Genomic DNA, 20425 nt, shown 5'->3' with positions numbered 1-20425 from the left:
GGTCAATGGATCGTCGTCACCATCCAGATTGGGGTCTTCCACGGTATCCAAAATACCGTCATTGTCATCATCGATATCAGTACCGTCAGGGACACCATCATCATCCGTATCCGGATCTTCAGGTGGCGTTTTACAGTCAAGCAGAAAATTAAAGTCTATCTTCCATTTTCTTTCATTGCTTTTCGGTCCCATCCAACCCCAACCAGCGAGACCGTCTGCCCCTGTATTGGTGTCTCGAAGTGCGCCACCGGGACCTACATGTACCCCTAAATTGGGCGTTGTGGAATCGTCCGGATCAGGACGTTGGGAAACCACAAAAGTACCTTCCGCTTCACAGTCCTCACCGGAGATTGTAATGAAACTCTTGGTCTTATCGATAACATAGTAGTGCAAATCTTCGGCCACCGCCCCGGAACAACCTTCTTCCTTAAAGCTTCCTCCTGCCGCGCTCCATGCATCCCAATCCATTTTATTTTTCAGTACAACATACACCTCAGCTGTACAATTTCCAGATTTCGTGGCTCCTGAGATAAGGGCGGTACCGTCATTAAAAGTGGTAAACTTCAGTTTATGGTTGTTGGTGGAGGAAAAGAAACCTGATGCAGACCACCAAAAATTTGCGGGTGCATAAACACCAGGATTGCAGCGGTCCGCATTGACAACATGACATTCTTGATCTATATTTTCCAGGTCGCGATAATCCACATCCCGAAGCCCATCCTCATCCGGAAGATCGTTGGCCGGATTATTGATTTCGTCGTTTACGTCGAAGCCGTCATTGGTATCGGAACCTTCGTACCCGTCATCGAGACCATCTTCATCGGTATCGTTTCCGGTGAAGGTATGGTCCGGTTCCCCGTCAAAATTAAAATCGTTCCCTTCTATATTATCGGGAACATCGTCGTTGTCGCTATCATCATCAAGATAGTCCTGGTTATCCGTACCATCTGTATTTTCTGGTTCAAGACCTTCGTTCCCCGCACCTTCATAGGCATTGTCCAGACCATCGTCGTCATCGTCGGCGCCTTCTGGGGCAACGTAAGTGTCAGTGGGTTGCGCTTCCACATTATCAGGGATTCCGTCATCATCTGAATCGATATCCAAGTAGTTTGGGTAACCATCATTATCCGTATCTATAGGTGCCAGTCCATTGCAGCTGCCAGGTACATTTTCATAAGCATCATCCAAGCCGTTCCCATCCACATCATCTCCTGAAGGTGCTATGTAGTCCTGTGCGGCCTGGGCCTCCACATTGTCCAGTATGCCATCATTGTCCGAATCTATGTCCAACCGATTGGGAAGATTATCTTGATCTGGATCTTCATTTCCCTCTTCCACATCCAATATGCCATCGCCGTCATCATCCATATCCTTGTTATCCGGAATGCCGTCCCCGTCCGTATCCGTGTACGCATAGGTTTCAACGGAAACAATCGTCATTTTATCATCAAAGGAAGAAAGGGAAAACAAAAGTAGGAGAAAGGTAATCAACCTTAGGCCGTAGGATATCTTGTACGGGATTGAATTCAAAGTAAAGTTGTCCATAAGTGGGAGTCTTATTGGTTAAACTGCTCACCATGGCACTACAGGAATTTGGTACAAGTAAGAATATTAGGGCTACTCTAAGTATCAGTGCAAGATATGGCTAAAATTCCGATCACCAAATAGTTTTGAAAGCCGACGTACTAAAAATCTTTCAAAAACAATTTTCCTCGACAAATGGCCATTTTATTCATCTTTCAACACTATTTAATGTACGGGTAATCGCTAAAAAAAGATTATCCATCTCCCTAAAAATCGATTATTTTTACCGTTCATCGATAGTTACGTCCAGCGATAAACAAGGTGAATTTTGTTTTTTATCGGGAGCCTGGATTGTCTACAACAAAAGGGCCTTTAAAAATAAGGAATGCCCTGGGCCCTTGGGAAGTATAATTTGCCTTATTTTTGCCCAAATTTTCGCAAATGAATTTTGAAGAACAGATAGCGAAACGACGCACTTTTGGAATTATTTCACATCCGGATGCAGGGAAAACCACCTTAACGGAAAAACTCCTCTTATTTGGAGGGGCCATTCAGGAAGCAGGTGCCGTTAAGAACAATAAAATTAAAAAATCGGCCACCAGTGATTTCATGGAAATTGAACGACAGCGTGGAATTTCGGTAGCTACTTCCGTACTTGCTTTTTTATATAAAGACAAGAAAATCAACATTTTAGATACCCCAGGACACAAGGATTTTGCGGAAGACACGTTTAGGACGCTTACCGCCGTAGATAGTGTCATCGTGGTCATTGATGTGGCCAAGGGAGTGGAGGAACAAACTGAGAAACTGGTAGAGGTCTGCCGTATGCGGAACATTCCCATAATTGTTTTTATTAATAAGTTGGACCGAGAGGGTAAGGACGCTTTTGACCTTTTGGACGAAGTAGAGCAAAAATTAGGTCTCACAGTCAGTCCATTGAGCTTTCCCATAGGTATGGGTTACGATTTTAAGGGCATCTACAATATATACGAGAAGAATATCAACCTGTTCAGCGGCGATAGCAAGAAACATATTGAGGAGACCATTGCCTTTGATGATCTGGGCAGTTCGGAGTTGGAGAATATCATTGGTTCGGATGCAGCTGAATCACTCCGTGAAAATTTGGAACTGGTCCATGGGATATACCCCAAATTTGACGAAACTGCCTATTTGGAAGGCTCACAGCAACCCGTGTTCTTCGGTTCCGCACTCAATAATTTTGGCGTGCGCGAACTGTTGGATTGTTTCGTGGAAATTGCACCTACCCCGAGGGCCAAGATGTCCGAGGAGCGCTTGGTCAATGCCAATGAAAAAAGCCTTACGGGTTTCGTTTTTAAGATCCATGCCAATATGGATCCCAAACATAGGGATCGGTTGGCCTTTGTTAAAATAGTATCGGGAACGTTTGAGCGAAACAAACCCTATTTGCATGTACGACAAGGCAAAAACCTGAAATTTTCCAGCCCCAATGCATTTTTCGCCGAAAAAAAACAGATTGTGGATATCTCCTATCCCGGCGATATTGTAGGGCTCCACGATACTGGTAATTTTAAGATCGGGGATACCCTTACCGAGGGCGAGAAACTCCACTACAAAGGAATTCCGAGTTTTTCCCCTGAACATTTCCGGTATATCAACAACGCGGACCCCATGAAGGCCAAGCAATTGAACAAAGGAATAGACCAACTCATGGATGAGGGAGTGGCCCAATTGTTTACCTTGGAATTGAACAATAGAAAAGTCATTGGCACTGTAGGCGCGCTTCAATATGAGGTGATCCAATACCGTTTACAACATGAATACGGAGCCAAATGTACCTATGAGAACTTTCCGGTGCACAAGGCGTGTTGGGTGGATCCGGAAGATGCCGCAAGCGAGGAATTCAAGGAGTTTAAGCGGGTAAAGCAGAAGTTTTTGGCCAGGGACAAGCGTGGACAGCTGGTATTTTTGGCAGATTCCCAATTCTCATTGCAAATGACACAGCAAAAGTACCCGTCTGTGAGGCTTCATTTTACTTCGGAATTCGAGTGATTCCCAAAGGGTAATAAAAAAAACCCGCAAATCTATGATTTGCGGGTTTTTTTATGCTTCACCTGTAGGTCCAAAATTTAAGGGTATGGGCGGTTGCTCATAATCCTTGATCGTGCCATGGGCCTTTTCAAATCTATTCACATTATCATTGAGTGCCTTCAGGAATTTTTTGGCATGCTGTGGCGTCAAGACAATCCTGCTCTTCACCTTTGCCTTGGGCGCTCCAGGCATCATGCTAATGAAATCCACCACAAATTCGGAAACGGAATGATTGATAATGGCCAGGTTGGAATATACTCCCTCGGCCGTTTTCTCATCCAATTCAATATTGATCTGCTTCTGTTTTTGATCTTTCTTATCCATAACTCAGTATCGTGTTATTTAAAAAGAAAAACCCTCGAATGGTTATCGAGGGTCTCTTTTATCTAGAATTTTAATTCCTCTTTGCGGGCCATGATCTCATCGTATTCCTCTTTGGAACCTACAATGATGTTTTCATAGTCCCTCATACCGGTACCGGCGGGAATCTTATGTCCAACAATTACATTTTCCTTCAAGCCTTCCAAATGATCTACTTTGCCGCTTACTGCAGCTTCGTTCAACACTTTGGTGGTCTCTTGGAAGGAAGCTGCCGAAATAAAGGATTTGGTCTGTAGGGACGCCCTTGTAATGCCTTGCAGTATGGGCGTTGCCGTTGCTGCAACCGCATCCCTGGCAGTTACCAAAGTCTTATCGGCCCGCCTAAGTATGGAGTTCTCATCCCTAAGTTCACGCGCCGTTATGATTTGACCCGCGGTTAGGTTTTCGGATTCACCGGAATCTTCCACTACCTTTTTACCGAAAATCTCATCGTTCTCCCGGATGAAGTCGTCCTTATGTGCCAGCTGGTTTTCCAAGAAAATGGTATCCCCTGAATCCTGGATCCGAACCTTGCGCATCATCTGTCTCACGACTACCTCAAAATGCTTATCGTTTATCTTTACACCCTGCAGACGGTACACTTCCTGAACCTCATTGACCAAATACTGCTGTACGGCAGAAGGTCCTTTAATCGACAGAATATCCTCTGGTGTAATAGAGCCATCGGATAAAGGCATTCCTGCACGGACATAATCGTTCTCCTGTACCAAAATTTGGTTTGAAAGCTTCACCAAGTATTTCTTGATCTCTCCCAATTTGGATTCGATGATGATTTCACGATTTCCTCTTTTTATTTTTCCAAAGGACACCACACCATCGATCTCCGAAACAACTGCAGGATTTGATGGGTTACGTGCCTCGAACAATTCGGTTACCCTTGGAAGACCTCCTGTAATATCACCTGCCTTGGCAGATTTACGAGGAATCTTCACCAAAATCTTACCTTCTTTGATCTTATCCCCATCGTCTACCATAATATGGGAGCCCACGGGAAGGTTGTAAGAACGTAATACTTCGTTCTTGTTGTTCATAATCAACAAAGTAGGAATCAGCTTTTTGTTCCTCGAATCGGATATCACCTTTTCCTGGAAACCTGTTTGCTCATCAATCTCTACCTGATAGGTAACTCCTTGCTCAATATTTTCATAAGCGATTTTCCCAGGGAATTCGGAAACAATAACCCCGTTATAGGGGTCCCATTGGCAAACAACATCGCCTTTCTTGATCTTCGCACCATTTTTAATGGAAATTTGAGATCCATAAGGAATATTGTTGGTACTAAGGGTAATACCGGTCTTGGTGTCCACTACCTTGATTTCGGATGTTCTGGAAATCACGATTTCGGCTTTGTTGCCTTCCCCGTCTTCCCCAATAACCGTTCTAAGATCTTCGATCTCGGCAACACCATCAAATTTTGCCATGAGTTTGTTGTCCTCTGAAATGTTTCCGGCAATACCACCTACATGGAAGGTACGCAGGGTCAACTGCGTTCCGGGCTCACCGATGGATTGTGCTGCTACAACACCTACCGCTTCACCTCGCTGTACCATTTTGTTTGTAGACAGGTTTCTACCGTAACATTTTCCACATATTCCCTTTTGTGCTTCGCAGGTCAACGCAGAACGCACTTCAATCTTATCGATCGGGGAGGTTTCTATTTTCTTCACATCGGCCTCCATAATTTCCTGACCGGCCGTAAGCAACTGCTCTTCGGTCAATGGATCATGCACATCGTGCAGCGAAACCCTTCCAAGGATTCGTTCTCCCAGGGTTTCCACGACTTCCTCGTTCTTTTTCAACGCTTCCACCTCGATACCACGCAAGGTACCACAGTCTTCGGTATTGATGATCACATCCTGTGACACATCAACCAAACGACGGGTCAAATAGCCCGCATCCGCTGTTTTCAAGGCCGTATCTGCGAGTCCTTTACGCGCACCGTGTGTTGAGATAAAATACTCCAGAATGGACAATCCCTCCTTAAAATTGGAAAGAATGGGGTTTTCAATAATCTCCCCGCCACCGGCCGTTGATTTTTTGGGTTTGGCCATCAATCCCCGCATACCGGTCAGCTGACGTATCTGTTCTTTTGAACCCCTTGCGCCTGAATCGAGCATCATATATACCGAGTTGAACCCTTGTTGATCCTCACGGATCCGTTTCATGGCCAGCTCGGTAAGCATCGCATTGGTGGAGGTCCATACATCAATAACCTGATTGTAGCGTTCGTTGTTGGTGATAAGACCCATGTTATAATTTGCCATAATGCCATCTACTTGACCGTTGGCATCGGCAATCATTTCATGCTTTTCTTGAGGAATGATAATATCTCCCAAACTGAAGGAAAGTCCTCCCTTGAAGGCAAATTCATAACCCATGGTCTTAATCTTATCCAAGAAATCAGAAGTGGTGGGTACATCCGTAACCGCCAATATTTTCCCGATGATATCGCGCAGGGATTTTTTGTTCAATATATCGTTGATATAGCCAGCTGCTTCCGGTACCACCATATTGAACAACACCCTACCTACCGTAGTGGTTATAATCTGATTTACCAATTCCCCTTCTTCATTGAAGTCCTTGGCCCTTACCTTAATACCGGCGTTGAGTTCAACCTTTCCCTCGTTGAAAGCGATGACCACTTCCTCTTCAGAATAGAACGTAAGGCCTTCTCCCTTGACGGTTAGCTCATCCGTGGATTTTCTCTCCTTCGTCATATAGTACAGTCCCAATACCATATCCTGTGAGGGTACCGTAATAGGTGACCCATTGGCAGGGTTCAGTATGTTGTGCGAAGCCAACATTAGCAGCTGCGCCTCCAAAATAGCCTCAGGGCCTAAGGGTAAGTGCACTGCCATTTGATCTCCATCAAAATCCGCGTTAAAGGCCGTACAAACCAAGGGGTGCAAACGAATGGCCTTTCCTTCGATAAGCTTGGGCTGAAACGCCTGAATACCCAAACGGTGCAAAGTAGGGGCCCGGTTCAATAGTACCGGATGTCCTTTCAACACGTTTTCTAGGATATCCCAAACCACGGGTTCCTTTTTATCTATGATCTTCTTGGCAGATTTTACCGTCTTTACAATACCCCTTTCGATCAGTTTGCGAATCACAAACGGCTTGTAAAGCTCTGCGGCCATATCTTTCGGAAGACCACATTCATATAATTTCATCTCAGGGCCCACAACGATCACCGAACGTGCGGAGTAGTCCACTCGTTTTCCCAAAAGGTTCTGACGAAAACGTCCTTGTTTACCTTTTAAGGAATCCGAAAGTGATTTCAAGGGCCTGTTCGATTCCGTTTTAACGGCCGAGGCCTTACGGGTATTATCAAACAGGGAATCCACAGCTTCCTGGAGCATACGCTTTTCATTCCTTAGGATAACTTCAGGTGCTTTGATTTCCATCAATCGCTTCAAACGGTTGTTACGGATAATTACCCTTCTGTAAAGGTCATTAAGATCCGAAGTTGCGAAACGGCCTCCGTCCAAGGGCACTAAGGGCCTCAATTCCGGTGGGATAACAGGAACCACCTTCATGATCATCCATTCCGGCTTGTTCTCCCTGTTCTCCTGTGACTCCCTAAGGGCCTCTACTACCTGAAGGCGCTTCAAAGCCTCGGTCTTACGCTGCTTAGAAGTTTCCGTATTTGCTTTATGCCTTAAATCGTAAGACAATTGGTTCAAATCGATCCGTGCCAAAAGGTCTATAAGGCATTCGGCGCCCATTTTGGCGATAAACTTGTTGGGATCGCTATCTTCCAAATACTGGTTCTCCGGTGGCAAGGTCTCCAAAATATTCAGATACTCCTCTTCTGTAAGGAAATCCATTTTTTTGATTTCTTCCCCCTCTTCCGTTGCCTTGGCGAGTCCAGGTTGGATGACCACGTAACGTTCGTAATAAATGATCATATCCAATTTCTTGGAAGGAAGTCCCAAAAGGTACCCTATTTTGTTGGGTAAGGAACGGAAATACCAGATATGGGCTACGGGAACAACCAGATTGATATGTCCCACTCGGTCCCTACGTACCTTCTTCTCGGTCACCTCAACACCACAACGATCACAAACAATACCTCGATAACGTATTCTTTTATACTTTCCGCACGCACATTCATAATCCTTCACAGGACCAAAAATACGTTCACAGAAAAGCCCGTCACGCTCTGGTTTGTGCGTCCTGTAATTAATCGTTTCAGGTTTTAAAACCTCACCTCTTGACTCTGCCAAAATTGACTCTGGAGATGCCAATCCGATTGAAATTTTATCGAACCTTTTTATTGGGTTATTATCTTTTAGTCTAGCCATTACAATATGGTGATAATGAATTAAATGAGTTTAATGTTATTATTCTTCCAATCTGATATCCAAGCCTAAACCTTTAAGCTCGTGCATCAATACATTGAAGGATTCTGGCAAACCAGGTTCAGGCATGGTCTCTCCTTTAACGATAGACTCGTACGTTTTGGCCCTTCCGATTACGTCATCGGATTTTACGGTCAATATTTCACGTAAAGTGGCCGAAGCGCCGTACGCTTCCAGGGCCCATACTTCCATTTCCCCAAAACGCTGACCTCCAAACTGTGCTTTACCACCCAAGGGTTGTTGTGTGATCAGGGAGTAGGGTCCTATGGACCGGGCATGCATTTTGTCGTCTACCATATGCCCCAATTTTAGCATATAGATGACTCCTACCGTAGCCGGTTGGTCAAAACGCTGTCCTGTACCTCCGTCGTACAAATAGGTATGTCCAAACCTAGGGATACCTGCTTCGTCCGTGTAGGCATTTATTTCCTCGAGCGTGGCGCCATCAAAAATAGGCGTACCGAACTTCTTGCCCAATTTAAGACCGGCCCAGCCAAGTACCGTCTCATAAATCTGCCCAATGTTCATCCGTGAGGGTACCCCCAATGGATTCAAAACAATGTCTACTGGAGTACCATCTTCCAGGAAGGGCATATCTTCCTGACGTACAATACGCGCCACAATACCCTTGTTTCCATGGCGACCCGCCATTTTATCCCCAACTTTAAGCTTGCGCTTCTTGGCGATATAGACTTTGGCCAATTTCATGATACCGGCAGGGAGTTCATCCCCTACGGAAATAGTAAACTTGTCTCTCCTTAAATTCCCTTGAAGGTCATTCAATTTAATTTTATAGTTGTGCAACAAATCGGCCACCAAGGCATTGGTAGCCTTGTCCGTTGTCCAGCTACCGCCGACCAAATGGGCAAAGTCGTCTACCGCATTCAACATCTTCATCGTGTACTTCTTCCCTTTTGGCAGCACTTCCTCTCCCAGGTCGTTCAATACCCCTTGGGAAGTCTTACCGTTGATCAGGGCAAACAACTTGTCGACCAAAATGTCCTTGAGCTGCTGGAATTTGACCTCATAATCGAGCTCCAACTTGGAAATGGCCTCTTTGTCCTCGGAACGTTTTCTTTTATCCTTGATGGATCTGGAAAACAACTTCTTATCGATGACCACACCGCGTAGGGATGGAGATGCTTTTAAGGATGCATCCTTAACATCTCCCGCCTTGTCCCCAAAGATGGCGCGAAGCAGTTTTTCCTCGGGCGTAGGATCCGATTCCCCTTTTGGAGTAATCTTACCAATTAATATATCCCCAGGCTTTACCTCGGCCCCGATGCGAATCATTCCATATTCGTCCAAATCCCTGGTAGCCTCCTCGGAGACGTTGGGAATATCATTCGTAAGTTCCTCGGCCCCCAATTTGGTATCCCGTACTTCTAGGGCATATTCATCAATGTGGATGGAAGTAAAGATATCTTCCCGTACCACTTTTTCAGAAATTACGATGGCATCCTCAAAGTTGTACCCCTTCCATGGCATAAAGGCCACTTTTAGGTTTCTTCCCAAAGCCAATTCGCCTTTTTCCGTAGCGTAGCCTTCACATAATACCTGTCCCCTTTTAACTTTATCTCCTTTTTTAACAATAGGTTTCAAATTGATACTGGTACCCTGGTTGGTCTTTCTGAACTTTACCAACTCGTAGGTTTTGGAATCCTCTTCAAAACTTACCAAGCGCTCGTCCTCCGTGCGATTGTACTTAATGGTAATCTTTTGGGAATCCACATATTCGATTACTCCATCGCCCTCTGCATTGATCAATACGCGGGAATCCGAGGCAACCTGCCGCTCCAGTCCTGTACCTACAATGGGCGACTGTGGTTTTAGCAACGGAACCGCCTGCCGCATCATGTTAGATCCCATCAGGGCCCTATTGGCATCATCGTGCTCCAAGAAGGGGATCAAAGAAGCCGAAATGGAAGCGATCTGATTGGGTGCAACATCGGTATAATTTACTTCTGCTGGATCTACCACGGGAAAATCCCCTTCTTCCCTGGCTATCACCTTATCACTATTTATGGTACCGTTATCCTTGAGGGGAATGTTTGCTTGGGCAATTTTCATCCCTTCTTCTTCCTCAGCACTTAAATACCTGTATTCCTTAGTATTCACCACACCTTTATCGACTTGGCGATATGGAGTTTCCAAGAAGCCCATAGGATTTACCTTGGCAAACACGGAAAGTGAGGAGATTAAACCAATGTTAGGTCCTTCGGGCGTTTCTATAGGGCAAAGCCTACCGTAGTGGGTATAGTGTACGTCCCGTACCTCAAAACCTGCTCTTTCCCGTGAAAGTCCCCCAGGTCCCAATGCAGACAATCTTCTCTTGTGCGTAATCTCGGCCAAGGGATTGGTCTGGTCCATGAACTGGGACAGCTGATTGGTACCGAAGAACGAATTGATTACGGAAGAGAGCGTCTTCGCGTTAATCAGATCGATCGGGGTAAAGACCTCATTATCCCTTACGTTCATACGCTCGCGGATGGTTCTTGCCATACGCGCCAAACCAACACCAAACTGCGAGGACAATTGCTCTCCCACCGTACGTACACGACGATTGGAAAGGTGATCAATATCATCGATCTCTGCCTTGGAGTTGATCAGTTCGATCAAATATTTTATGATGGTAATGATATCTTCCTTGGTAAGGACCTGCTTGTCCATCCCGATATCCAAGCCCAACTTCTTGTTCATTCTGTAGCGACCTACCTCTCCGAGGTTGTAACGCTGATCGGAAAAGAACAATTTATCTATAATACCACGGGCCGTTTCCTCATCTGGCGGTTCCGCGTTTCGCAATTGGCGATAAATATGTTCTACCGCCTCTTTTTCAGAGTTGGTAGGGTCCTTTTGCAAGGTGTTGTGTATGATGGCATAGTCAGACTGCGCATTGTTCTCCTTATGGAGTAGGATGGTCTTTACATCGGCCTCCAAAATCTGCGCCACATGTTCTTTCTCGAGCACGGTATCCCTGTCCAGAACAATTTCGTTCCGCTCAATGGAAACCACTTCGCCGGTATCCTCATCCACAAAATCCTCGTGCCAGGTATTCAATACCCTTGCGGCCAATTTGCGGCCCAGTACTTTCTTTAAACCTGCGTTGGACACCTTGATTTCTTCCGAAAGGTCAAAGATTTCCAAAATATCCTTATCGCGTTCAAAGCCAATGGCCCTGAACAAGGTAGTTACAGGCAATTTTTTCTTTCTGTCGATATAGGCGTACATAACGCCGTTAATATCCGTGGCAAACTCTATCCAAGAACCTTTGAAAGGAATAACCCTTGCGGAATACAGTTTGGTTCCATTGGCGTGGAAAGACTGTCCAAAGAACACCCCTGGAGAACGGTGCAATTGAGATACGACCACGCGCTCGGCACCATTGATAACAAAGGTTCCGCTGGGCGTCATGTAGGGAATGGTTCCCAAATAAACGTCCTGTACAATGGTCTCGAAATCCTCGTGCTCCGGATCGGTACAATACAATTTTAATCTTGCCTTTAGCGGTACACTATAGGTAAGACCACGTTCTATACATTCTTGTATGGAATATCTTGGTGGATCTATGAAATAATCAAGAAACTCTAATACAAACTGGTTTCGGGTATCTGTGATCGGGAAATTTTCCATGAAGGTATTGTACAATCCTTCATTACCCCTTTCATCAGATTTGGTTTCAAGTTGAAAGAAATCTTGAAACGATTTTATCTGAATATCCAAGAAATCCGGATAGTCCGGAATGTTCTTAGCGGATGCAAAACTTATTCTCTCAGTCTGATTTGTGAACATCAATGGGCGTTTTGAACGTGAATACTAAAACGGGTGGTATATTACTTAATATACATGGGTATAAAAGGGTTTAGGTCTAGCCACCTAAGTGGGAAGACCTAAACCAAAATAGTATGGTTGTCGCTATTATTTAAGCTCAACTTCTGCTCCTGCTTCTTCTAATGATTTTTTGATTCCTTCAGCTTCGTCTTTGGCAACACCTTCTTTAACAGCTTTTGGTGCGCTATCAACGATGTCCTTAGCATCTTTTAATCCTAAACCGGTCAATTCCTTAACCAATTTTACAACAGCAAGTTTAGAACCACCTGCGGCCTTCAAAATTACGTCGAATTCCGATTTTTCCTCAACAGCCTCGGCTTCACCGCCACCTGCGGCTCCGCCACCGGCAACAGCTACCGCTGCAGCAGCGGGCTCAATACCATATTCTTCTTTTAATATATCGGCCAACTCATTTACCTCTTTTACGGTCAAGTTTACCAATTGTTCTGCGAAATCTTTTAAATCTGCCATTTTTCTATCGTTTAATAAATTTTAAAATATAATTGTTTTTAGTGCGTACGTATTATTTTTCTGATAAGGTTTTAAGGATGCCTGCAAGTTTGCCACCGCCCGACTTAAGTCCGGAAATAACGTTCTTGGCAGGGGATTGCAACAATCCGATAATCTCGCCGACCATCTCTTCTTTGGATTTGATGCTTACCAAAGTATCCAATTGCTCATCACCTATATAGATTGCTTCTTCAATAAAAGCGCCTTTTAACAGGGGTTTATCAGATTTTTTCCTGAACGACTTTATCAATTTTGCCGGCCCATTGCCCGCTTCCGAGAACATCAGCGAGGTGTTGCCCTTCAGCACTTGGGGAAGCTCCCCAAACTCTTTGTCCGAGGCTTCCATTGCCTTGGCCAACAGGGTGTTTTTCACCACTGCCAGTTTTACATTGGCCTTGAAAGCAGCCCTTCTTAGATTTGAAGTGGTCGCTGCGTCCAAGCCCGATATATCAGCAAGATATATGGTGGAACTATCGGCCAATTGGGCGGTCAAATCCTGTATAACGTCTAATTTTTCTTCTCTTGTCATAATAAAAACTTTAAACTACCGGGGTTAACCAACCTTGGGATCTAATTGAACGCTGGGACTCATAGTACTGGACATGTAAACACTTTTCATGTAGACCCCTTTTGCAGCGCTGGGCTTTAATTTTTGCAGTGTTTCCAACAATTCCGTAGCATTGTCCGCAATCTTGTCGGCCGTAAAAGAGGCCTTTCCTATTGCAGCGTGCACAATCCCTGTTTTATCCACTTTAAAATCTATCTTACCCGCCTTTACATCAGATACCGCCTTTGCTATATCCATGGTAACGGTTCCCGTCTTTGGATTGGGCATTAATCCCCTTGGGCCCAAAACACGTCCCAGAGGTCCTAACTTACCCATCACGCTTGGCATGGTGATGATTACATCAACATCGGTCCAGCCGCCTTTAATTTTATCCAAATATTCGTCTAACCCTACAAAATCGGCGCCGGCCTCCTTGGCCTCTGCTTCCTTGTCCGGGGTAACCAAGGCCAAAACCTTTACGTCCTTACCGGTTCCATGAGGAAGGGTAACCACCCCACGCACCATTTGATTTGCCTTTCGTGGGTCTACACCCAAGCGAACAGCGAGGTCTATTGATGCATCAAATTTTGTATTGGTTATTTCTTTTACCAAAGCGGAAGCTTCTTCCACGGAATAGAGTTTGTTCTTGTCTATTTTAGCGTGGGCCTCCTTTTGCTTTTTCGTTAATTTTGCCATTTTAAATTGCTTTTAAGATTTTAAAAAGGTCGCTTTCCTGACACCTTAAGACCCATAGATCTTGCCGTACCTGCCACCATGCTCATTGCAGATTCCACGGTGAAGGCATTAAGATCTACCATCTTGTCCTCGGCGATAGCCTTGACCTGGTCCCAGTTTACACTTCCGGTTTTTACCCTGTTAGGTTCGCCAGATCCTTTTTTAATCTTAGCCGCTTCCAATAACTGAACTGCCGCTGGCGGTGTCTTTACGACAAAGTCGAACGACTTGTCCTTGTATACCGTGATAACAACTGGCAATACTTTGCCCGGTTTGTCCTGTGTACGCGCATTAAATTGCTTACAGAACTCCATGATGTTAACGCCGGCAGCACCTAAAGCGGGTCCAACCGGTGGCGACGGATTCGCAGCACCTCCCCTAACTTGTAGTTTAACTACTTTACTTACTTCTTTTGCCATTGTTTAAAATTAAATTTAAAGCGTGTTAATTGGAAGCAACACAACTTTTAACTATGTAACAGTTCGTATTAAACTTTTTCTACTTGCATATAGCTAAGTTCCAATGGTGTTTTTCTTCCGAAAATCTTCACCATTACTTCTAGCTTACGCTTTTCTTCATTGATTTTTTCAACGGTTCCGTTGAAACCGTTAAAGGGTCCATCGATTACTTTTACCGTCTCGCCCAAGACAAAGGGAATGGCAACACTATCTGTGTTAACGGCCAATTCATCCACTTTGCCAAGCATTCTATTGACTTCTGATTTTCGAAGGGGTACGGGATCACCGCCCTTTGTTTCCCCCAAAAAACCGATCACGTTGGTAATGGAACGTATAATATGCACCATTTCCCCCCCCAGATTGGCCTTTATCATAATGTAGCCCGGAAAATAGACCCTTTCCTTATTTATTTTTTTACCATTGCGAATCTGCACTACTTTTTCAGTGGGCACCAAAACGTCTTCAAGATAGTCCCCAAATCCCAATCGGACTACCTCGCTTTCAATATAGCCCTTGATCTTGTTCTCTTGGCCACTGACCGCTCTAACCACATACCATTTCTTTTCCAATACTTCCGACATAGGTACCGCTTAGTTTATAAGGTTTTTGAAATACAATTGTATCAGTTTGCTAAATACTGTATCAACACCCCAGGTGGCCAACGCAAATATGATAGAGAACACCGCTACCACAACCATTAGGTTCGAAGATTCTGCCCTTGAGGGTAGAGAGACATTGTTTCTTAATTCTGCTATTGACTCCTTAATATATGTGAACATACCGCAACTGTTTTCTTCTTTACACGGCAAGTGGGATACCCTTGGACCTTGTTCTGGGCAAAACTCCCCTTCCGTCGTGTTCTGATCCTTTACTTTAGCACGGGAGGAGAGACTCGAACTCCCGACACCTGGTTTTGGAGACCAGTGCTCTACCAACTGAGCTACACCCGTTTATATTTACATTGAAAGGTATCCTGCCATGGCAGAACACCCTCAATGCAATAATTTAATATGATATGGTATTAATCTAAAATCTTGGTAACCTGACCGGCACCTACAGTTCTACCACCTTCACGAATCGCGAAACGCAGACCTTCGCTCAATGCGATGGGCTGGATAAGATCCACAATAATCGTAAGGTTATCTCCAGGCATTACCATCTCTACTCCGCTTGGAAGATTAATGGTTCCTGTTACATCCGTAGTCCTAACATAGAACTGAGGACGGTAGTTGTTGTGGAATGGTGTGTGACGCCCGCCTTCTTCTTTTTTCAGGATATATACCTCAGCTTCAAACTTAGCGTGTGGTTTAACAGAACCTGGCTTACAGATTACCATTCCCCTTTTGATATCGGTTTTTTCAATACCTCTTAACAAAATACCTACGTTGTCACCGGCTTCGCCACGATCCAAAATCTTACGAAACATTTCAACACCTGTAATGGTAGAAGTCAATTTTTCGGCGCCCATTCCAATGATATCCACGGCATCACCAGTATTGGCAACACCAGTTTCAATACGGCCAGTGGCAACTGTTCCACGACCTGTAATGGTAAACACGTCCTCAACGGGCATCAAGAAATCCTTTTCCACATCCCTTTTTGGCAACTCGATCCACTCATCAACCGCAGTCATCAATTCCATTACGGTATCTACCCACTTCTGCTCACCGTTAAGTGCACCAAGGGCGGAACCTGAAATTACGGGGCCATTGTCACCATCGTACTCGTAGAAAGAAAGCAATTCCCTTACTTCCATTTCAACAAGTTCCAAAAGCTCCTCATCATCTACCATGTCTACTTTGTTCATGAAAACCACGATTCTTGGAATACCAACCTGGCGTCCCAAAAGGATGTGCTCACGAGTTTGTGGCATAGGGCCATCAGTAGCGGCAACCACCAAAATAGCACCATCCATCTGCGCTGCACCGGTAACCATGTTCTTCACATAATCCGCGTGACCAGGACAGTCAACGTGCGCGTAGTGGCGATTTGCTGTTTGGTATTCCACGTGCGATGTATTAATGGTAATACCCCTTTCCTTTTCCTCAGGAGCGTTGTCGATAGAATCGAAGCTTCGCTGTTCAGACAATCCTGCATTAGCCAATACTGAAGTAATAGCAGCAGTCAATGTAGTTTTACCGTGATCCACGTGTCCAATTGTACCAATATTTAAGTGCGGTTTGGAACGATCAAAAGTTTCCTTTGCCATGTTTAATTAATTTAATCTTAGTTTATATTAGTGTACGTATTTATGTCCTCTTTGAGCCAATGACGAGATTTGAACTCCCACCTAGGGCGGGCAGGCGTGACCGAGATCACTGGCCTTGTCCAATCCAAAATACTCCATCAAAGAACTTAACTTCTATCTTCTTGAGCCAATGACGAGATTTGAACTCCCGCCTAGGGCGGGCAGGCGTGACCGAGGTCACTCGCTTTTTCCAATCCAAAATACCCCATCAAAGAACTTAACTTCTATCCTCTTGAGCCAATGACGAGATTTGAACTCGTGACCTCTTCCTTACCAAGGAAACGCTCTACCCCTGAGCTACACCGGCTTTTTTAAGTCTATGGCTTTCCAACCAAAACTTGAAATTGCAACCATAAACCCAAAGTTCTAGAGCGGGAGACCGGGTTCGAACCGGCGACATTCAGCTTGGAAGGCTGACGCTCTACCAACTGAGCTACTCCCGCATTATTTTTCAAAATTTCAATTGCCCGTTCAAACTAGTTGCCCAGGTTTCCTGGATTCACTCCCTTTCGGTCGTGCATCCTGTTCGGGCGGACCCGGAACTTCCTGGATTCACTCCCTTTCGGTCGTGCATCCTGTTCGGGTGGACCCGGAACTTCCTGGATTCACTCCCTTTCGGTCGTGCATCCTGTTCGGGTGGACCCGAACAACAAATTTTTGTTCGCAGCTTTACAAAAGCGAGCTTTTGACATCTGCTCTCCAAAATTTGTTGTGGGGAGAGCAGGATTCGAACCTGCGAAGACATAGTCAGCAGATTTACAGTCTGCCCTCGTTGGCCGCTTGAGTATCTCCCCCAAACCTTTTATTTTCAGAACTTTCGAGCCGATGGAGGGACTCGAACCCACGACCTGCTGATTACAAATCAGCTGCTCTAGCCAGCTGAGCTACATCGGCTTTTTTTAAAGCCTTTTACGCATAAAAAAGTCCGCTATTTCTAACGGACTGCAAATGTAGATAATATTTTTTTTATTCAAAACAATTTTTCGAAAATTTTAATCAGGCTTGAAGCCTTAGTTTTTGCTTTCTTTTTTTAAGGCTTCTTTCCAGGGAACTGCAAGCTGCATCAACCCCTTCTTCAAAAGATTTGCATTGTTTCTTTACAATAAATTTGTCCTTAGGCACATTCACTTTTATCTCTACGATCTTATTTACTTTTGAGCTGGTATTTTCTACTTTCAAATATACATCCGAACTTATTACACGATCATAAAAAAGTTCCAGTTTGTTTAATCTGTTTTGGATGAAATCAATAAGCTTTCCATCTGCGTTGAAATTCACGGATTGTGCATTTACTTTCATAGAATGAAATTTTTTATATTAAACATTGTAAAAGAATGAAGTACTATTCTTTGCTTCTGGGATGAGCCGATAAATGTACTTTTTTGAGTTCGGCAATGCTATTATGCGTATATACCTGCGTGGATGCCAAACTTGAATGTCCCAATAACTCCTTGACGGAATTAAGGTCTGCCCCTTTGTTTAGTAAGTGAGTCGCAAACGTGTGCCTTAAAATATGAGGACTCTTTTTTACCTTGGTGGAGACCTTACTAAAATACCTATTTATTATTCTATAAACAAGAGTTTCATACATTTTGTTGCCCGACCGGGACAAAAAAATGTACTCGGTATCCGTGATTTGGGCAAGGGCATTTCGCTGTCCAAAAAAGAGCTCGAACAGCGCTATGGTCGATGGTAAGAGGGGTACAATACGCTCTTTGTTCCGTTTACCAAGCACCTTCAGGGTTTTTCCAGGACGGTCTAGAGCCCGAAGCTTTAGATTGATCAATTCGGACCTTCGAATACCCGTAGTGTACAAAAGTTCAATAATCAGTTTATCCCTTACGCCTTCAAAATCGCCTTCAAAGGGCATCTGCAAGAGCACCTCCTCCATTTCGGCCTCGGAAAAGGGTACCTCGATCTTTTTTGGGGTTTTCAAGGCCTTGTGCTTGGCCAGCGGATTTACCTTGATTTTCCCTATGCGCAACACAAACTTATAGTAGGCCTTTAAAGAAGCAATTTTCCGATTTATGGTCCTGTTGGAGCACTTTTGGTCTACCAGGTGCACGATCCAGCTCCGTATGAGGGTATAGGCTACATCGTCTATTTCATCAACCTCGAATTCCTGGGCACAAAAAACAACAAACTCCTGGATATCCCTTTCATACGCTTTAACGGTATGCGCGGAGTAGTTTTTTTCCAGGGATATGTATGAGATAAAGGAACGCAAGGCCATGGAACAAAGTTACCACTTTGTGCAACAAAAAAGAATCCCACTTCCGAGAAGTTCGGAAGTGAGACTTATACCTTGTATACGATAAAGGGTTAGATTTCCTCTTGGTCCCTTAAGCCTTGGATATACTGGGCTTTTTGTATTTGGGCTCTTCTTTCTACAGAAGGTTTTGTGAATTGCTGACGTTTTCTCAACTGACGCATGGTACCCGTTCTGTCGAACTTACGTTTAAAACGCTTTAAAGCCCTATCGATGTTTTCTCCTTCTTTTACTGGTATTATTAACATTGGCTACAACCTCCTTTCTTTATGATTTTGGAGTGCAAATATAAATCTAATAAATGAATTCCGGATAAATTATTTTAAAATATTCTTGGCTATGACCACCTTTTGTATTTCCGTGGTTCCTTCACCGATGGTACAAAGCTTGGCATCCCTATAAAATTTTTCGACAGGGAAGTCCTTGGTATATCCATAGCCACCGTGTATTTGCACGGCCTCATTGGCAGCCCTCACACAGACCTCGGAAGCATACATTTTGGCCATTGCGCTTAATTTGGTCATCTCCCGCCCTTCATTTTTTAAGAAGGCCGCTTTGTGTAATAGCAATTCCGAAGCTTCGATTTCGGTTGCCATTTCTGCAAGTTTAAAAGAAATGCCCTGAAATTGGCTTATGGGTTTTCCAAACTGAATCCTTTCCTTGGAGTACTTTAAAGCCGCTTCATAAGCACCTTTTGCTATTCCCAAGGACAGTGCACCGATAGAGATCCTTCCACCGTCCAATACCTTCATGGATTGGACAAAGCCGTCACCGATTTCACCGAGACGGTTTGCATCGGGAATGCTGCAGTTATCAAAGACCAGTTCGGCGGTCTCACTAGCCCGCATTCCCAACTTGTCCTCCTTTTTACCACTAGTGAACCCTGGGGTACCCCTTTCCACAGCAAATGCGGTCATCCCCCGGCTATTGCCCTTTTCGCCGGTCCTGGCGATTACCACCGCGATATCTCCGCTTTTGCCATGTGTAATAAAATTCTTTGCGCCGTTGACCACCCAAAAATCACCGTCCTTTACCGCTGTAGTAGACATTCCGCCCGCATCCGAACCTGTATTGTGTTCGGTGAGTCCCCAAGCACCGATCCACTCCGCAGTGGCCAATTTGGGAATCCATTTTTGTTTTTGCTCTTCGTTGCCAAAGGACAAAATATGATTTGTGCACAGGGAATTATGTGCTGCCACGGACAGGCCAATTGCGGGATCTACTTTGGAAATCTCCTCAATTATGGCAACATATTCATGGTATCCCAATCCAGAACCTCCAAGGGATTCTGGGACAAAAACACCCATAAACCCCATTTCACCCGCCTTCTTAAACAACGCTAAGGGAAAAGTTTGGGCTTCGTCCCATTCCATAACATAGGGCCGTATATATTGTTCAGCAAATTCCTTGGCAGAATCAGCGACCATCTGTTGGGTATCCGAATAATCAAAACTTAAGGTAGACATGGTATCTGTAATCATCATAGCA

Annotated in this window: 15 protein-coding genes, 5 tRNA genes and 1 pseudogene; 1 reads left to right on the top strand and 20 read right to left on the bottom strand. The window is 44.5% G+C overall.

All coding sequences use genetic code 11. The annotated features are described in order from the left end of the window. Nucleotides 1–1545, bottom strand: a pseudogene (locus tag ACRD67_RS06185) (hypothetical protein); the annotation flags it as partial. Between the two features lie 420 nt (nt 1546–1965). On the opposite strand from ACRD67_RS06185, the gene ACRD67_RS06180 reads away from it, so the two are divergent. Next, complete coding sequence (locus ACRD67_RS06180; protein ID WP_430966161.1) at nt 1966–3555, top strand: peptide chain release factor 3; 1590 nt, start codon at nt 1966–1968, stop codon at nt 3553–3555. A 51-nt stretch (nt 3556–3606) separates the two neighbouring features. Here the strand turns inward: ACRD67_RS06180 and ACRD67_RS06175 are convergent, their stop codons facing one another. From ACRD67_RS06175 to ACRD67_RS06085, 19 genes are all read right to left on the bottom strand, one after another. Then, nucleotides 3607–3918 carry a DUF3467 domain-containing protein gene (locus ACRD67_RS06175; RefSeq protein ID WP_430966160.1) on the bottom strand — a complete coding sequence of 104 codons (312 nt, stop codon included), beginning with the start codon at nt 3916–3918 and terminating at the stop codon, nt 3607–3609. Between the two features lie 62 nt (nt 3919–3980). Beyond that, nucleotides 3981–8282, bottom strand: coding sequence for a DNA-directed RNA polymerase subunit beta' (gene rpoC / locus ACRD67_RS06170; RefSeq protein WP_430966159.1), 4302 nt, complete (start codon nt 8280–8282; stop codon nt 3981–3983). A 39-nt stretch (nt 8283–8321) separates the two neighbouring features. Further along, nucleotides 8322–12131 (bottom strand): DNA-directed RNA polymerase subunit beta, encoded by a 3810-nt coding sequence (gene rpoB / locus ACRD67_RS06165; RefSeq protein WP_430966158.1) that lies wholly within the window; start codon nt 12129–12131, stop codon nt 8322–8324. 126 nt (nt 12132–12257) lie between these two features. After that, nucleotides 12258–12641 carry a 50S ribosomal protein L7/L12 gene (gene rplL, locus ACRD67_RS06160; RefSeq protein WP_430966157.1) on the bottom strand — a complete coding sequence of 128 codons (384 nt, stop codon included), beginning with the start codon at nt 12639–12641 and terminating at the stop codon, nt 12258–12260. Between the two features lie 52 nt (nt 12642–12693). After that, complete coding sequence (gene rplJ / locus ACRD67_RS06155) at nt 12694–13209, bottom strand: 50S ribosomal protein L10 (protein ID WP_430966156.1); 516 nt, start codon at nt 13207–13209, stop codon at nt 12694–12696. A 24-nt stretch (nt 13210–13233) separates the two neighbouring features. Next, a complete protein-coding gene (gene rplA / locus ACRD67_RS06150) occupies nt 13234–13923 on the bottom strand; it encodes a 50S ribosomal protein L1 (RefSeq protein WP_430966155.1) in 690 nt (229 codons plus the stop codon). Between the two features lie 20 nt (nt 13924–13943). After that, nucleotides 13944–14381 carry a 50S ribosomal protein L11 gene (gene rplK, locus ACRD67_RS06145; protein WP_430966154.1) on the bottom strand — a complete coding sequence of 146 codons (438 nt, stop codon included), beginning with the start codon at nt 14379–14381 and terminating at the stop codon, nt 13944–13946. 68 nt (nt 14382–14449) lie between these two features. Next, on the bottom strand, nt 14450–15001 hold the full coding sequence (nusG, locus tag ACRD67_RS06140; RefSeq protein ID WP_430966153.1) for a transcription termination/antitermination protein NusG: 552 nt from the start codon (nt 14999–15001) through the stop codon (nt 14450–14452). Nucleotides 15002–15010: 9 nt separating this feature from the next. Further along, the gene (secE, locus tag ACRD67_RS06135; protein ID WP_430966152.1) at nt 15011–15199 is read right to left on the bottom strand and encodes a preprotein translocase subunit SecE; all 189 of its coding nucleotides are present in this window, start codon (nt 15197–15199) and stop codon (nt 15011–15013) included. Between the two features lie 98 nt (nt 15200–15297). Further along, nucleotides 15298–15370, bottom strand: a tRNA-Trp gene (locus ACRD67_RS06130). Nucleotides 15371–15441: 71 nt separating this feature from the next. After that, a complete protein-coding gene (tuf, locus tag ACRD67_RS06125) occupies nt 15442–16629 on the bottom strand; it encodes an elongation factor Tu (RefSeq protein ID WP_430966151.1) in 1188 nt (395 codons plus the stop codon). A gap of 274 nt (nt 16630–16903) precedes the next feature. Continuing rightward, a tRNA-Thr gene (locus ACRD67_RS06120) sits at nt 16904–16975 on the bottom strand. A 63-nt stretch (nt 16976–17038) separates the two neighbouring features. After that, nucleotides 17039–17111 (bottom strand) — tRNA-Gly (locus ACRD67_RS06115). Between the two features lie 269 nt (nt 17112–17380). Further along, nucleotides 17381–17462 (bottom strand) — tRNA-Tyr (locus ACRD67_RS06110). Nucleotides 17463–17488: 26 nt separating this feature from the next. Next, nucleotides 17489–17562 (bottom strand) — tRNA-Thr (locus ACRD67_RS06105). 102 nt (nt 17563–17664) lie between these two features. Then, nucleotides 17665–17967, bottom strand: coding sequence for a ribosome hibernation-promoting factor, HPF/YfiA family (gene hpf, locus ACRD67_RS06100; RefSeq protein WP_430966150.1), 303 nt, complete (start codon nt 17965–17967; stop codon nt 17665–17667). Nucleotides 17968–18010: 43 nt separating this feature from the next. Further along, the gene (locus ACRD67_RS06095; protein ID WP_430966149.1) at nt 18011–18901 is read right to left on the bottom strand and encodes a tyrosine-type recombinase/integrase; all 891 of its coding nucleotides are present in this window, start codon (nt 18899–18901) and stop codon (nt 18011–18013) included. A gap of 89 nt (nt 18902–18990) precedes the next feature. Beyond that, on the bottom strand, nt 18991–19185 hold the full coding sequence (rpsU, locus tag ACRD67_RS06090) for a 30S ribosomal protein S21 (protein ID WP_179240581.1): 195 nt from the start codon (nt 19183–19185) through the stop codon (nt 18991–18993). Between the two features lie 69 nt (nt 19186–19254). Continuing rightward, nucleotides 19255–20418, bottom strand: coding sequence for an acyl-CoA dehydrogenase family protein (locus ACRD67_RS06085; protein ID WP_430966190.1), 1164 nt, complete (start codon nt 20416–20418; stop codon nt 19255–19257). Nucleotides 20419–20425: the final 7 nt, after the last annotated feature.

This window comes from Eudoraea algarum (assembly GCF_050589645.1).
GTDB lineage: Bacteria > Bacteroidota > Bacteroidia > Flavobacteriales > Flavobacteriaceae > JBNGOQ01.
This window is presented reverse-complemented; position numbering and strand designations above follow the sequence as displayed.